The sequence below is a fragment of the Christensenella massiliensis genome, assembly GCF_040409835.1.
Lineage (GTDB): Bacteria > Bacillota > Clostridia > Christensenellales > Christensenellaceae > Christensenella > Christensenella massiliensis.
The window spans coordinates 2438100-2453693 of record NZ_CP117826.1; the positions used below are offsets into that span (position 1 = coordinate 2438100).

The 15594-nt window shown below is 42.7% G+C and carries 15 protein-coding genes; 13 read left to right on the forward strand and 2 right to left on the reverse strand.

Translation table 11 applies throughout. From position 1 onward, the window contains the following. Positions 1 to 5 precede the first annotated feature (5 nt). The 5 genes from PUP29_RS11965 to PUP29_RS11985 all read left to right on the forward strand — a co-directional run bounded on the left by PUP29_RS11965 (position 6) and on the right by PUP29_RS11985 (position 3341). Positions 6 to 689: a hypothetical protein gene (locus tag PUP29_RS11965; protein ID WP_079545512.1), complete on the forward strand. Its 684-nt coding sequence runs from the start codon at positions 6 to 8 to the stop codon at positions 687 to 689. A 72-nt stretch (positions 690 to 761) separates the two neighbouring features. Beyond that, complete coding sequence (locus PUP29_RS11970; RefSeq protein ID WP_079545511.1) at positions 762 to 968, forward strand: 4Fe-4S dicluster domain-containing protein; 207 nt, start codon at positions 762 to 764, stop codon at positions 966 to 968. 33 nt (positions 969 to 1001) lie between these two features. Next, the gene (locus PUP29_RS11975) at positions 1002 to 2063 is read left to right on the forward strand and encodes a 3-methyl-2-oxobutanoate dehydrogenase subunit VorB (protein ID WP_079545509.1); all 1062 of its coding nucleotides are present in this window, start codon (positions 1002 to 1004) and stop codon (positions 2061 to 2063) included. A gap of 1 nt (position 2064) precedes the next feature. Further along, entirely contained in the window at positions 2065 to 2802 is a 738-nt protein-coding gene (locus tag PUP29_RS11980) for a thiamine pyrophosphate-dependent enzyme (RefSeq protein WP_079545507.1), read from the forward strand. 2 nt (positions 2803 to 2804) lie between these two features. Further along, complete coding sequence (locus PUP29_RS11985; protein WP_079545506.1) at positions 2805 to 3341, forward strand: 2-oxoacid:acceptor oxidoreductase family protein; 537 nt, start codon at positions 2805 to 2807, stop codon at positions 3339 to 3341. Between the two features lie 215 nt (positions 3342 to 3556). On the opposite strand, the gene PUP29_RS11990 is transcribed toward PUP29_RS11985, so the two are convergent. After that, positions 3557 to 6511 (reverse strand): transglycosylase domain-containing protein, encoded by a 2955-nt coding sequence (locus PUP29_RS11990; protein WP_353423441.1) that lies wholly within the window; start codon positions 6509 to 6511, stop codon positions 3557 to 3559. Between the two features lie 224 nt (positions 6512 to 6735). On the opposite strand from PUP29_RS11990, the gene PUP29_RS11995 reads away from it, so the two are divergent. The 3 genes from PUP29_RS11995 to PUP29_RS12005 all read left to right on the forward strand — a co-directional run bounded on the left by PUP29_RS11995 (position 6736) and on the right by PUP29_RS12005 (position 11056). Continuing rightward, entirely contained in the window at positions 6736 to 7467 is a 732-nt protein-coding gene (locus PUP29_RS11995; protein WP_079545502.1) for a YebC/PmpR family DNA-binding transcriptional regulator, read from the forward strand. 180 nt (positions 7468 to 7647) lie between these two features. Beyond that, positions 7648 to 8553 (forward strand): tyrosine-type recombinase/integrase, encoded by a 906-nt coding sequence (locus tag PUP29_RS12000; protein ID WP_079545500.1) that lies wholly within the window; start codon positions 7648 to 7650, stop codon positions 8551 to 8553. A gap of 1006 nt (positions 8554 to 9559) precedes the next feature. Continuing rightward, a complete protein-coding gene (locus tag PUP29_RS12005) occupies positions 9560 to 11056 on the forward strand; it encodes a DEAD/DEAH box helicase (protein ID WP_079545499.1) in 1497 nt (498 codons plus the stop codon). A 50-nt stretch (positions 11057 to 11106) separates the two neighbouring features. On the opposite strand, the gene PUP29_RS12010 is transcribed toward PUP29_RS12005, so the two are convergent. Continuing rightward, positions 11107 to 11403 carry a helix-turn-helix transcriptional regulator gene (locus tag PUP29_RS12010; RefSeq protein ID WP_079545497.1) on the reverse strand — a complete coding sequence of 99 codons (297 nt, stop codon included), beginning with the start codon at positions 11401 to 11403 and terminating at the stop codon, positions 11107 to 11109. Positions 11404 to 11537: 134 nt separating this feature from the next. On the opposite strand from PUP29_RS12010, the gene PUP29_RS12015 reads away from it, so the two are divergent. From PUP29_RS12015 to PUP29_RS12035, 5 genes are all read left to right on the forward strand, one after another. After that, on the forward strand, positions 11538 to 12302 hold the full coding sequence (locus PUP29_RS12015) for a hypothetical protein (RefSeq protein WP_353423443.1): 765 nt from the start codon (positions 11538 to 11540) through the stop codon (positions 12300 to 12302). A 54-nt stretch (positions 12303 to 12356) separates the two neighbouring features. Continuing rightward, entirely contained in the window at positions 12357 to 12620 is a 264-nt protein-coding gene (locus tag PUP29_RS12020) for a hypothetical protein (RefSeq protein WP_079545493.1), read from the forward strand. A 63-nt stretch (positions 12621 to 12683) separates the two neighbouring features. Then, positions 12684 to 13382, forward strand: a complete 699-nt coding sequence (locus PUP29_RS12025) for a hypothetical protein (RefSeq protein WP_079545491.1) — start codon at positions 12684 to 12686, stop codon at positions 13380 to 13382. A gap of 614 nt (positions 13383 to 13996) precedes the next feature. Beyond that, complete coding sequence (locus PUP29_RS12030) at positions 13997 to 14605, forward strand: recombinase family protein (RefSeq protein ID WP_079545490.1); 609 nt, start codon at positions 13997 to 13999, stop codon at positions 14603 to 14605. Between the two features lie 31 nt (positions 14606 to 14636). Continuing rightward, on the forward strand, positions 14637 to 15131 hold the full coding sequence (locus PUP29_RS12035) for a hypothetical protein (protein WP_079547321.1): 495 nt from the start codon (positions 14637 to 14639) through the stop codon (positions 15129 to 15131). Positions 15132 to 15594: the final 463 nt, after the last annotated feature.

Here is a 15594-nt window from a genome sequence, read left to right on the forward strand (position 1 = left end):
ACAGGATGAAAAGATTCAATATATTTGCAGGAAATTACGGAAGCGGGAAAACAGAGATATCGCTGAATACGGCGCTCCGTCTTGCAGCGGAAAAACAGACGGTGCTTGTGGACATGGACGTTGTAAACCCATATTTCAGAAGCGCAGAGAGTGAAACGCTCCTGACAGAACATGGCGTGCGGCTGATCGCACCGCCTTACGCCAACACGAATGTAGACGTTCCCGTTCTGTCGGCGGAAGTGATGGCGGCGTTCGAAAGCGAGGCGGCAGTATTCGACGCGGGCGGCGATCCGGTGGGGGCGGCTGCGCTCGGAGGCCTGTTCGGAGAATTCAGCGCTCACCGGAGCGAAACGATGCTGTATTATGTGATCAACGCCCGCCGGCCGCTGCAGCAGACGGCAGATGAAGTCGTGGAAATGATGGAGCAGATCAGTACGCGTATCCGGCTTCAGGTGGACGGACTGATCAACAATACGAATCTTGGCAGGGAAACGACGGCCGAAGAACTTGTTTACGGACAGGAGATATGCCGGGCAGTCAGCGAGCGAACGGGCGTGCCGGTTTCGTATGTTTCCGGCACGCCGGATATCCTCTCCGCATTCCGTCCGTATGGAGAGGGAGCGGAGGAAATACCGCTTACCATCTATACTTTTCCGGATTGGCTTGTTGACGGTGAAGATGAAAAGTGATATCCTATTTAGAAGTGTTTTTGGCATTTTGTCAGAAGAAAAAAGAAAATTTACATAAAAAGGTGAGAAACAATGGCGAAGTTAACAATTTATGAAGACACCTGCAAAGGGTGCGGGCTGTGCATCGGGGCTTGCCCGAAGAATCTTTTGGCGATCGATAGGTCGCACCTGAATGCAAAGGGGTATCATCCGATCGGGATCGAGCGCCCGGAGGATTGCATTGGCTGTGCGTCCTGCGCGCGTATGTGTCCGGATTGTGCACTTGAAGTAGACAGATAAAACTATTTAAATTTTTAGGATAGGTGAATTACTATGGCTAAGGTATTGATGAAAGGAAATGAGGCGATTGCGGAGGCGGCGATCAAAGCTGGATGCACGCATTTTTTTGGTTATCCGATCACGCCTCAGAATCAGATTCCTGAGTATATGTCAAAACGCATGCCGCAGGTAGGCGGAACATTTATTCAGGCAGAAAGCGAAGTATCCGCGATCAACATGGTGTATGGTGCGGCAGGCGCGGGAGCGCGGGCGATGACGTCCTCATCTTCGCCGGGGATCAGTTTAAAGCAGGAGGGGATCAGCTATATCGCATGCGCGCAGCTTCCCTGTCTGATCGTAAATATTATTCGTTCCGGGCCGGGGCTCGGCGGTATCCTGCCCTCGCAGGGAGACTATTTCCAAGCAACAAAGGGCGGCGGACACGGAGATTACCACTTGGTCGTCCTTGCGCCCTCGAGCGTGCAGGAAGCGGCAGATCTCGTTGCTGAAGGCTTTGACATTGCGGACCAGTACCGCACGCCGGTCATGATTCTCGGGGACGGTATGATCGGCCAGATGATGGAACCGGTGGAGTTTAAGGAGCATCAGAGCCGTAAGCTGCCGGAGAAAACATGGGCGGCAAACGGCTGGCGGGATAAATCGCGTCCGCGTAATATCGTGAATTCTCTGTATATCGAAGCGGAAGCAATGGAAGAGGTCAACCGTCAGCTTCAGGCAAAATATGCTGAGATCACAAAAAATGAAACGCGCGTACAGGAGATCATGTGTGAGGATGCGGATTATATCATAGCAGCGTTCGGAACTACAGCACGCATCGCGAAAAATGCGGCCCTCAAGGCGCGCGAAATGGGCGTAAAGGTTGGCGTGATCCGGCCGATCACTCTGTGGCCGTTCCCGACAGAGACTTTTGCGAAAGCGGCGGAACGGGTGAAAGGAATGCTGTGTGTGGAAATGAACACAGGCCAGATGATCGAGGACGTACGGCTTTCTGTGAGCGGAAAGGTTCCGGTGGAATTCTACGGCACGACAGGCGGCTTTGTACCGACGCCGGATGCCGTTGTAGAGGCGTTGATGAAGCTGAAGGAGGGCAGATAAGATGGCAAAAGTATTCCAGAAAACAAAAATGCTGACAGACGTGCCCTTCCACTATTGTCCGGGATGCACGCACGGCATTATTCACAGGCTGGTAGCGGAATGTATCGAGGAAATGGGATTACAGGATCAGGCGGTTGGTATCGCACCGGTTGGCTGTGCGGTATTTGCGTATAATTATTTTGACTGCGATATGATGGAGGCGGCTCATGGGCGTGCTCCGGCAGTCGCAACGGGGATCAAGCGGGCCTGCCCGGACGATCTCGTATTTACCTATCAGGGAGACGGTGACCTTGCGTCCATCGGCACGGCAGAGATCGTACACGCGGCGGCACGCGGCGAGAAGATCACGACCATTTTTGTAAACAATGCGATCTACGGCATGACGGGCGGTCAGATGGCGCCGACCACGCTGGTGGGGCAGGTGACGACGACCTCGCCTTACGGCAGAAACGCGGAAACGCAGGGAATGCCCGTACGCATGGCGGAGCTGCTTGGCACGCTGGACGGAGCGTATTATATCGAGCGGACCTCGGTGCACGACGTTCCCAACATCAACAAAACGAAAAAAGCGATCAAAAAGGCGTTCCAGTATCAGATGGAAGGAAAAGGCTTCTCGATGGTAGAAATCCTGTCTACCTGCCCGACAAACTGGGGGCTTTCACCGGTCGAGGCATTGAAATGGCTTGAGGAGAATATGATTCCGCACTATCCTCTGGGCGTGACGAAGGAGGGCAGATAAGCATGACGGAACAGATTATATTGGCAGGCTTCGGCGGACAGGGCGTATTGCTCGCCGGGCAGATCATTGCATACGCGGGAATGAATGAGGGAAAAAATGTTTCGTGGCTCCCGTCCTATGGACCGGAAATGCGCGGCGGTACAGCCAACTGTAACGTAGTCGTATCTGATGAGGAAGTTGGTTCTCCTGTTGTAGTGGAGGCGGACTGCGTGTTGGTCATGAACCGTCCTTCCCTTGAAAAATATGAGAAGAATCTGAAGCCGGGTGGACTTTTGCTGATCGATTCCGATCTGATCGAGATTGAGCCTACGCGCACCGACATCAAGGTGGTAAAGGTGCCGGCCAATTCCCTTGCGGAGAAAGCGGGCAGCATCAAGGCGGCAAACATGGTGATGCTTGGGGCATATAATGAATGCGCGCATATCGTAGATAATAAGACGATCATAGAATGCCTCGCAAAAATTATGGGAGAAAAGAAAGCACATTTGATCCCCATGAATGAGAAAGCATTGGAGATGGGCGCGCAGGCGGCACGGTAAGATTGCCGGTGAAACAAAAAATAAAAAATGCCTGATAAAAAAAGAACCGCACCGCGGTTCTTTTTTTAGGGAAAATAGGCGACATTGAAACAAACGAAAGAAGTATTGAATTGATATACATAAGGAAACCCACCGGCAGGGGAAGAGAGTTTGCGGAACAGTAAAAAACCTGCTTTTATCGACCAGAAGCAGGTTTTTTATCTGATGTTTTTATTTTATTCCTCAAGATCGGGCGGCAGGCTTGGTGAAGGAACCGGTGTCGGTGTCGCGCTTGGAGAAGGCTCTGTAGACGGCGCAGACGACGGCACAGAGGAAGGAGCCGGAACCGCCGGACTCGGTGAAGCTGTAGGAAGATGCGGCAGATTGCAGTCCTGCGTCGGATCGTTCCCGGCAGAAACGACATTGCCGTTTTCATCGAGGGTCGGTGCAGTAGCGGAAAGATTTCCGCCGCCCCGCCAGCCGTAATAGGGCGAATCCTCGGCAAAAGTATAGGTCGTATTATCCAGATACCAAGCCTTTTCCTCCGGGCATTTGCTTTCCACAAAGCGCATATTCGATTCTCCGCACATCTTGATGGGCTCGTTTGATACAGATACGCACACATCGCATTCTTCAGTCAAGAGGGGGCTGTTTTCCGGCATACGCGCTGTTACCGGCGTACAGCCGCTGCCCGGACGTTTGTTCGAATATTTACATACGGTCACTTCTACGATGCCATAATCGGCATCAGTCCCGGCGATGATCTCTTTATCTTCCAGATTTTCGTGAATCTTTTGCATATAAGATTTCCAAATCGGCGCGCTTAGCCCTGCGGCATCACCGGGTAGATGCTCATTCTGATCGTGTCCGAGCCATAAGGTAGAGGTGTAATAGGGCGTATAACCCGCGAAATAGACTCCCTCATTTTTGGCATTCGTTCCCGTTTTACCGGCGGTGGTCATGCCGTCAAGCTTTGCGCGCCATCCTGTGCCGGAGTTGGTTGCTTCCGTAAGCGCTTCCGTGAGCATATAACAGGTGGCGGGGGAAAAGGCTTCATGCACTTCGCGTTCCGCTTCCGCGTCGATCACGACATTCCCATCCGAATCGAGTACCTGTGTGAACGAGATGGGCTGTTTATATTCCCCGCCGCGCGCAATGGTCGCATAGCCGCCTGCCATTTCGATCGGCGTGATATTGGAGCCGCCCATCGAAAGGCCGGAGGGCGTTTTTGTACCCTCGAGGCTCGCGTCGGACACGCCGAGCTTATGAAGATATTCCACGGAGGCGTCAACCCCTACATAGTTTGTGATGGTTTGCGCTGCCGCTACATTCCGTGATTTTACGATTGCTTCTTTGATGGTGATCGGCTCATCGTTTCCCGTTAGTTTGGGATGACCGAAGTCGCCCTCCTCATTGATAATCCAACCTTGGATGTCGTTATCGATATTCGGCACATAAGAAGTGATCCCGTAGCCGAGCTCAAAAGCGGGACCATAGACGGCAAGAGGCTTGATGGAGGAGCCGACCTCTTTTTTGCCCTCGTATGCACGGTTAAAAGTAAGCATCTGATTCGGCTCTTCCCGGGAACCGATGATCGCCTTGAGCTGACCGGAAGAATTTTCAACAACGACGGCTGCGGTCTGCGGCTGGGGTGTGGTGATCGTTTCGCCGTTTGAATCAGTTTCGGTGGTAGCTTCCATTTCGGGATAGTTTTCCCATGTGGCGAGAGTATCCTGCACCTTTTGCTGAATGGTCGTATCGATCGTTGCATAAATCCGGTAGCCGCCCGAACGCAGCTCCTTATCCACCATTTGGCGGTTGGCGTCCGTATGCTCGAGGCCCTGCTGATCCATCATGAAGTTCTGCACATCATAGATCATATATTCGATGAAATGAGGATAAGGATAGACGGAATTCGCCGGCGAGGTCTCCAAAATGCTCATTTCGGTTTTCCAAGTATCGAGATATCCGTCCCGCAGCACCATGTCTGCATCCTCTTTCAACTGCCACTCGCCGTCCTCGTTCAGTTCAAGGCATTCATCCGCGAGATATTCTTTCGCGGGAACATACACCTCATTATATTGCTCTTCCGTGATATAACCGCTCCAATACATACGTTCGGCCACGATATTCATACGGTTGATGAGCGCGGGAAGATTTTCCGTTACTGTGTAGGTGCTTCGGCGCGGATTATATTTTGTAGGGTTCTGAGTGATAGAGGCTATACAGATCATCTGACGCAGGGTAAGATCGGAAAGCTCCTTGCCAAAATAGTCTTTCGCCGCAGCTTTTACGCCATAAACGGTTCCGCCGAGCGGGATCGCGTTGAGATACGCTTCCAGAATTTCGTCCTTACTGTAGGTTTGTTCAAGCTCCATGGCAAGATAGGCCTCCTGAAGCTTGCGTTTATAGGAGCGCTCGTTTGTAAGCAGCTCATTTTTGACAAGCTGCTGCGTGATCGTGCTGCCACCTTGTGTTGAACTGGATGTAAGGTTAGAGATAAAAGAGCCGAGAAGCCGGCGGAAATCTACTCCGTTATGCTGATAGAAACGGATATCCTCTACTGCGATGACCGCATTCTGGAGGTCCTTTGGGATTTCCTCAAGGTTTGCCCATTCCCGGTTTTCAAGACCGGTATAGGTCGCGAGATAATTATGCTTTGAGTCATAAATAATTGTATTTTCGCTCTGATTTTCTATTTTGGAGACATCGAGTTCAGGCGTACTGCCGAGATATGCATTGGCAACGCCTAAGACGGAACCGAAGCCAATAGCGATCACCACGATAATAGCCACGAAAGACAGTTTGATCGTGGTGAGAACGACACCAAGAACGAAATTTGGCTTTTTATCGCGTGGTTTAAAAATAGAGCGCTTTCCGGCGACAGGAACCGGCTGGGTAAACTCTTTTTCAGGAAGCTTTTTGGCAAAGGCCTTTTTTTTGACGGAATCGGACGAAAAACGCTTTGTCATATCATCCGTAAAAATAACGGTCTCTTCCGTTGGGGTATCGGAGGCCTTTTTATTTGCACTTTTCGGGAGCGGCTTTGAAGAAAGACGCTTTTTTGAAACGGCTTCTGCCTCTTTCTCCGCATCGTTGAGTGTAAAGAAGCCTTTGATGCGCGAACCGATTCCGGCGATTTTTTCACCAAATTTTTTTATGATATCTTGAAATCCTTTTTTAGGAGTCATGGATCTATTACCTCCGCAGCGCTGAAAAATGCTCTGTTTCTAAAAATATACCGAAGTATATACCTTATTATTTTAGCATAAAACCGCGCGGGGATAAATGATTTTCACAAATTATTCACAGCTTTCCGGGTGCGGCGTTTACAAGAAAGCGAAGTTATGATACTATCATTAAGGTGATAAAAAGGGAATTTCCCTGCATATTGAGATTGATTGAGGTGAATTTTATGTCAGGACATTCTAAATGGTCGACGATCAAGAATAAGAAAGGAAAAGCAGACGCCGCGCGCGGCAAGGTGTTTACGAAAATAGGACGCGAGCTCGCGGTAGCGGTAAAGCTGGGAGGCCCCGATCCTGCGAGCAACTCGCGTCTGCGCGACGTGATCGCAAAGGCAAAGGCAAATAATATGCCGAACGACAATATCACGCGCTCCATCAAAAAAGCATCAGGAGAGCTCGGTAATATCAATTATGAAGAGCTGACCTATGAAGGGTATGGAATAGGCGGCGTTGCGGTGATCGTGGAGACCATGACGGACAACAAGAACCGGACGGTCGGCGAAGTACGGCATGCGTTCGATAAATTCGGCGGTTCGCTTGGAACGAACGGAAGCGTGTCGTTCCTGTTCGATAAGAAAGGTGTTATCGTGATCGATGCAGAAGCGGGCGGCGAAGAAGCCGTGATGGAAGCGGCGCTTGAAGCGGGCGCGGAGGATTTTTCGGCAGAGGACGGCGCATACGAGATCACGACCGCGCCGGAAGACTTTTCAGCTGTGCGTGAAGCATTGGAAGGACAAGGATACGAATTCCTGTCCGCGGAGATCGATATGGTTCCCCAGACGACGACGGCCCTTGACGAGGAGCAGCAGGTGAAGTTTGAAAAAATGCTGGACATGCTCGAGGACAACGACGACGTGCAGAACGTTTACCATAACGCGGACTTGCCGGATGAAGAGTAAAAAACGGCATAACTATGCGGGTTTCAAGCTGTATGATACGCAAGTAGTACAGCATGGGTTATGATATACCGCCAACGGGTGGCGACGTTCGGCATACGGTTGGTACTTACTGAACTACGGTGTTCAATAAAACCTTCTTAATATCTTGTATGTCTACAAGAAATGAGGAGGTTTTTTATTATGGAAGCAAAAATGGTATTGAAAGAATTTATTTTGGATTGCGAGATGCGCAAATTATCAGCAAAGACAATTAAGGGATATCGAAATAATAATACTTATCTTTTAAATTTTATTGAGCGGGAATACGGGATTATCCAAATTGAGGAAATCACACATTTACATATAAAGGCGTTTTTGATGTTCTTGCAAAAGAATGGGCGCAAGACAACCTATACAAACGGATTAATTAAAACATTCAGGTCGTTTTTCAAGTATTTAAAGCAAGAAGAATACATACAGGTAAATCCGATGGAAAAAGTGCGTTGGGGAAAGCAGAACAAGCCGATTATTAAGACGTTTACCCATAAAGAAGTAGCGTTGATGATAAAGGCATACAACGGCTGTGATTTTCTTAAAGTACGGAACAGGGCGATACTGGCGATGTTATTTGATACCGGAATCCGTTGCAGTGAATTGTGTAACCTTCAAAGTAATGCAGTAAAGGATAATTACATAACGGTATGGGGAAAAGGAAATAAGGAACGTTCCGTTGGAAAAAGCCCATATCTGGAAAAAATATTGTTGCGTTATACTGCGGCAAGATATGCTTATTTTCGCGATAAGATAATGACACCGACCAATTATTTTCTGAGCAGGACAGGAAAGCCGCTGACACCTGAAGCGGTGGAACGCATTGTAAAATTTGCAGGGAAACAGGCGAAAGTATCGGATGACATTCGATGTTCGCCTCACACTTGCCGTCATTGGTTTGCACAGGAACAGTTAAAGAACGGATTGGATTTATATTCATTGTCGCGACTGCTGGGACATAAACATGTGAAGATAACACAAATATACCTTGATTCTATAAAAGATAAAGATATTGTAGTAAATAGTATTTATACAAGCCCGTTGATGAACCTGTAAAGTGGTAGAAGTTAAAACATGCGCCAGACAGTACAGAGAAAGGCAGGGCAAGAATATGATAGCGAAAAATTACAATTTTGGATGATATTGTAGTGAAGTGATAGGGAGAATAGTATAAAAATGGGGGGCTAAATCAAAACGCAAGGTCGATTGTAAGCGCGAAACTAGCCCCTAAATCCTTTATTTATGCGGATTTCATAGGGATAAAGCAACGAAATGCGCTAATCATGTGGGGGTGGATAACATCATATTATGCAAAATGCTTGACAAATATGCATTTATATGTTATATTTATACGTAGAGAGCGGGTGAAGCGGAAATAATTCATTCGCTTTTTGCTTTCTGGAAGCAGAAGCGGGCTGTTTATGTAATGGATATCCGGGCAGCCCAAAATCCATGCATGGTAAAACAGAATAGTAGGGTAAACAGGTGCATTGCAGCCCCTTATTAGATAAAGGGGTATGGTGTATTATGCTTTGTGTACGTTTTTTTCTGGAAAGGGGTGATTATAGCATGAAATAAGCATATAAACATATATAAATAAATATACGCGCAAGCGAAAATACGTTGATACAGGGTGGAAACAGCAGGCACATAGAACGCAAATCCCTTGACATCATATGTGTTTTCTGGAATAATCCAAACAAGGCAGGGCAAAGGACGTTCCTTTTGTCTATGGCATTTTAGAAGCAAGGTTACAGCCGTAACCAATAATTCAAATAAAAAAAAGAATGGGCATATAATGTATAATATAATGAATTTTTATTCATTTATATTTGTGCGCCTAAAAACAAGAAAGAAGGTAGATAGATGAATAAATGTATAAACGGTAAATAATAATTAACAATATTAGATATAGCAAAGTTAAAGTACAAGGAAAAATATTATCAAGTCAAGATGTAAGTAAACCCCAAAAGTAAAAATAAATATATATAGAAGGGTACACAGTGTAAATTTTTTTGAACGAAGGTCTATTTTCTGTACCCTTCGGAAAGGAAAAATTGAAATGTGGATATCGGAAAAAATACCAAAGGAAGCAATCGAACATTGGCAGGGCAATATAAAAATATTGCTAAATGCGGATTGCGGCACAGGGAAAACGTCATTCGTATTAAATGAACTATATGAATATGCACGGGAACATGGCTGGAAGATACTTTACCTATCAAACCGCAATCTTCTAAAGAAGCAGATAGAACTAGAAATCGTCGATAAGCAAGATGTTTTTACATTATTTAATTACCAAAAAAAGGAATACGATTACCGCGATATTCCGTGGGCAGACATCAGACAGGATGAATTAGCGAAGGCAATCAACGAACAATATGATATGGTAGTTTGTGATGAAGCGCATTACTTTTTTACTGATAGTTGGGCGGGGACGGCTCCCAACGTAATGCTTCAAACAATATGTCATTTGTTGGTGATTCCCGCTATTTTTATGACGGCAACGCCGCCGATTTTACAACGGTATGTACCATTTCAAGATGAAAATATATTTGTCGTCAAAAAACCTCCCCAGATAGAAAAAGCATATTATTATTCCAATGATGAAGCAATTGAAAGAAAAATTGATTCAATACCTATGGACGAAAAGGTTATATATTTTGGCAGAAAGACAAACAGGTTATTAGAATTAAAAGAAAAGTATAATGAACGCTGTATGTTCGTGTGCGCGGAATCCAATGATAATTTTAGAAAAAATGTAGATGCGGAAAAGCGTGATTATCTTATTGAAAATAACAAATTTGAACCGCAAATACTACTTACGACAAGCGCTTTGGATAATGGTATCAATATTGAAGATTTACAGGTAAAACATATTATTTGCGATTACCCGGATTGGATTACGGTGAAACAATGTATTGGAAGAAAACGGTTTCTTCATGCAGATGATAAAATCAACCTGTATATCAAGATTGACCCGCAAATGTATCATGGATTATTAACGGAATACAAGAAAAAATTAAAGACTATGTTAGATTATCAGGAAAGTGATATTGCGGATTTTGCAACGGCATATAATGAAATATTTTTTAAAGAAGGCTTTGTATTTACAGACAAATACAAAGATATTGGGGAAAAACCATTTTTAATACTGGATAGCGTTTATTATAAAATACGCTATGATATAGAATTTTTTGAAGATATTGTCGGACATGGGCGAACGGCGTTTGTTGAACGCCTATGTGATGAACTGGGGATTTCGTTCAAAATATTCAGGTGCTTGGAAGATGAATTTAATTCTATAGATACTGCTGAAAAATTAGAAAGTTTAATTGACAAAATATTATGGAAAGAAGAACAAAAAGAATTATCACAATTTTTTAAAAATGGATTATATAGATTAAAAAAAGACAGCCGATGCAATAAGTTAAAGGGAATCAATAATTATCTTAAAAAAATCAAATTAGACGAAAGTTATGAAATTGTAAGTAAGCAAGGGAAAAATCCCGAAACAAAAAAAAGACAAACATATTGGACGATAAGACGGAAGAACTAAAATTCTGCATTTTTCTATATATAATAAGGTGCAGTTTTTTAGTACGCATTTTATTTTTGACTGCGGAAATATTCAGCCAATTCAGTCAACATGCCAATTTCTTTATCGGATAAGCCATCTGCATCAATCAACATATTCGTTTCTAGCCCAAGCAAATAATCGGTAGAAACATGGAATAAATCAGCTATAGCAATCACATATTGCACGGTAGGACAGGAAACGCCCATTTCCCAAGCGTTCACGGAAGCGCGGGTTATTTCTAATTGTTTGGCTAATCCTGCCTGTGTCATATCATATTTTTCCCGAAGCATTTTGATGCGGTTAGCAATTTTATCTTTGATTATCATGGCAATATCCTTTCTGATTATTTTGATGTTATATAATCAAATAAAATATTGCATTATCTAAAAGAGGTTTTGAATTGACTTAACAGAATATGCCATTTATAATTTAATTATCAAAAAGAGGTTTATAATATACTATGAAGCAAAGTATTTTTGATTACTGCGAATGGAATAATATGCAGATTCAATTTCTGTTGGAAGAATTGCGGGCAAATAATATTGCCCCGCAATATGGTTTTGAATTACAAAAGACAGTCAATTTGAACCGCCACAGAAATTGGGTGAAATGGGATTCGTGTAATGTAATTGATTTACCACGCATGGAAGGGATAGCCGTTGATGATATCCACCGGAAAATAATTTTGTTTTTTTATTCGGGTGATTTACTGCAAACCAATGCCCTTGAAGATGAAAGCCGCGCTTATGACTTTCTGCTATTTGATTTTGACGATATATTAGGTGTCCGATTGGAAACGGACGCGCGGCGCATTTATGAAACAACAGTAGACGAAAGCATCTTACCGCCTGCGCCTGCCCGAACGCTTAAGGGGATTATCAAAGAATTATATCCAAATGAAATTATTTTAACATTGGCAACGCGCCGCGCGGATGCACAGGTGATACGGTTGCATATACAAAGGGAAGAAAATGGTTCGCTTGATAAATATATTTCCAATGCGATGAACGGAATATTTTCGGCATTAAATAAGAAAATAGCCGTTTTATCGGGAACGGACGAAAAATCCTATATATTAAAAAGGGTTTATAGGGATGACTGCCGGGATGTTCAATTACAGGGAATACAGGATATCAGAAATATGCTTTACTTATTTGCGGTTAGAATTGGCGCGGTAGTTAATAAGAATATAGGGACATCATACCATTATAAATCTATCAATTAAAAATTTATTTTAGAATAAATTTTTTAAATAATAAAGAAATGAGGGGAGATTATTATGGAAAACCAGAACAGAGAAAAGTTAGTGAAAAGAATCAAGGGTGCGGCAATGACCGTAAATATGGTAATGTTGCTATTTGGCATCATCGAAACAATTATAGGAGCGGTGAGTATCGTATTTGATTTTAGTCTTTTGATTACGAGTCTACCAATATTGATTACAGGTATTATACTACTTGTCATTAGAGAAGCAGTTGAAAGTTTGATTTTGGGATTTGCACAATTAGTAGAAAATTCTAATATGCGGACGTATGACAAATAACGGCGGGAAATACGTAAGTAGTATAGTAGTATTCGCATCAATTAAAAAATGGGGGATTTAATAATGGTAGAAGAACAGAATGTAAAGCGGAACAACAAAAAAATGATTGCGATAATTGCAATTATAGCAGCTGTAGCTGTAGCTTTAGTATTTTTTGTACATAATTTTCAATTACAAACTAAGTATAATGATGCATTAGCATTGATGGATTCCAAAAAGTATGGGGAAGCGGAAGTTGCTTTTTCTGAAATACAGGATTATCAAGATTCTGCGGATAAAGTAAAAGAATGCCAAGATTTATATGGCGAATTATTTAGCACTACTGCGGCCTCAATATATATTGATTGCTTTCTTTCACAATATCAGTGTTCTTTGATATCGGAATTATGGGGAACAGCTATTGATAATGGTGCGGATTTTAACGAGGTGATTCAAAACTTTCTGCAAGATTTAGAAAATGGTAAAGAACCAGATTCTGAAATTGATAATTTAAAATCTACTATTGATGAAAATATGATTGCCTTACAGAATCCTACAAGCGATTATACAGAAGCCTATGCATCGTTAGTAGAAATATACGGAATATATATACAAATTTATGACCAATCTAAAAATCCTAGTGGTTCGTTGTTAACATTTAATTCTGCCGTAAAAGATTTATCCAGCCAGTTTGAAAGTTCTTATGGGCAACTTAAGGTATTAAAACCTGAAATTGAACAACAGGTGAAGGAAAAAATGCAAGAATCTGATGATGCTATATAATTAATTCGATACAACAGCAGATTGCAAAATCACACAGGGAAAAAGACAATAAAAAGGATTTTAGAGACACTTTCCAGATAAGAATTGATAGACCAGTTAGAATATGAAGGTTTACACATAAACAAGTCATATATAGTGTTAATTCAACTGGACTATGAAGATTTGATAATGATATTTAAGTGATATATTCCCGCTTTTCCCTTATAATAACAATGCCGTATAACATTTTTTTACGGTATAAAGTAAAAGAAAATGTCTATATAATTTATAGGCATTTTTTATGCTTATATTTATACGGAAGCAAAATCATTTTTTTGATTTTGCCTGTGAATGTGTATTTTGCGTTTTAAGATGTTTTGACAGGCATGTGATGCTTTTTGATGGCTTGTATCATAAATCTGTTCTGAGGAGGTTATATGAGACGACAATGCTATATCTGATTGATTTATGTCTATAAAGGTATACCTTTACAGATAAGAAAAAAGAGGACTGAATCGTAGGAAATAACCGTCTTTAAATTATAAAAAATAATTTAAAGATATATCTGTAAACATATTGACATTTAGAGATGTACTCGATATAATTCCGGTATCAAACAAGGACGGTGGTCTACAATGTGTGAAATGAGAATACACGGATATGCGAGAGTATCTTCTAAAGACCAAAATGCGGAACGGCAGATTGCGGCATTAAAGGAGTTTGGCGTACATGACAGGGATATTTACACAGATAAAATAAGCGGGAAATCCTTTGACCGTCCTGCTTATAATACAATGATAAATACGCTCCGCAAAGGGGATTTACTTGTTATCCAATCCATTGACCGATTGGGACGCAATTATACTGAAATACAAGGGCAATGGAAACATATCACGGAAGATGTAGGAGCGGATATTAAAGTGTTGGATATGCCTCTTTTGGATACACGGACAACAGGGGAAACGATAGACAGCCGTTTTGTTGCTGATTTAACGTTACAAATACTTTCTTATGTGGCGCAGAAGGAACGGGAAAGCATCAAGGTAAGACAGGCGCAAGGCATAGCGGCGGCAAAGGCGAAAGGAAGGGTGTTAGGCAGACCAAAAGCCACTTATCCCGATAATTGGAAAGAAGTATACAAAGAATGGAAAGAGGGGGCTATAACAGCGGTCAAGGCGATGGATAAATTAGGGTTGAAACGTTGCACGTTCTATAAATTGGTGAAGCGGTATGAAGCGCAATAGTGGTATATGATACAAGTATGAAAGGCAAATTATGAGCAAGCAAGATTTTTTGTATAGCTTTGAAATAAGTTACCAAGAAGCAATAGACACTATCAATAGAAGTTGTAGTAATTCAAATGGTGTTTCGCTTTCAAAAGAAGTACATCATAAATTAGGAATTTTAATACACTCGATGATGGATTTATGGGGCAGAATAGCGCCAGACAATAATAACATGCTTGAAGAAGAAAAAAAGATTATGCAGGCTTTTAGGTTTATTTGCAATGAATTGAAGCATAACAAAGAATATATTAGTATTCACAAGAGGGTTAGCAGTTCAACTTTTCCCTTTTCTTTTCCTTTTCGGTTTGGTAGCAACTCTTATATCGAATGGAAAGAGGCTGACGTTAAATCTAATATCAAATTTGAAAACCAACGAAAGGCCTATCAATCGATGTTAGCGGGGAAATCGGTAATAGCGACTATTCAAACTGCAAGAGAGATAATCGAAAAATATATCTCTGGAAGTCGTTGTGATAATTTTTAAATAGACAAGCAAATTTATTTGACTCTTGGCAAAAATGGTTTATAATAAAAGCAGGGATACAACCGCAAAGCGGTTAGCCCTACATAGTTGTTACAAAATAACCGCTACTTTGGACGGGGCGGTTATTTTTTTGCTTCTGAAACGATTTTGTATACAACAATCAATATGACCGTTAATATCACCAAATATTCCATTGGCATCACCACTCTCTAGCCCTAAATAGGGAAGTGTGGCTAACCGCCCGCTTATGTATCCCTGCCTTTATATTTTACCATGCGATAGGCATATAAACAATAATAGGCAATAAGATGAAGCGGCGGGGCGCAATAAACATTTCCTGCTGATTTATTGTATGGAAAAAGAGGTTTAGCAGATATATTCCTTTACATAAAATTTTGTGTTGTATGTCATAACCCAGACCTTTACAATACGCTTGAGGAGTTGATATAATAATATCCAGATG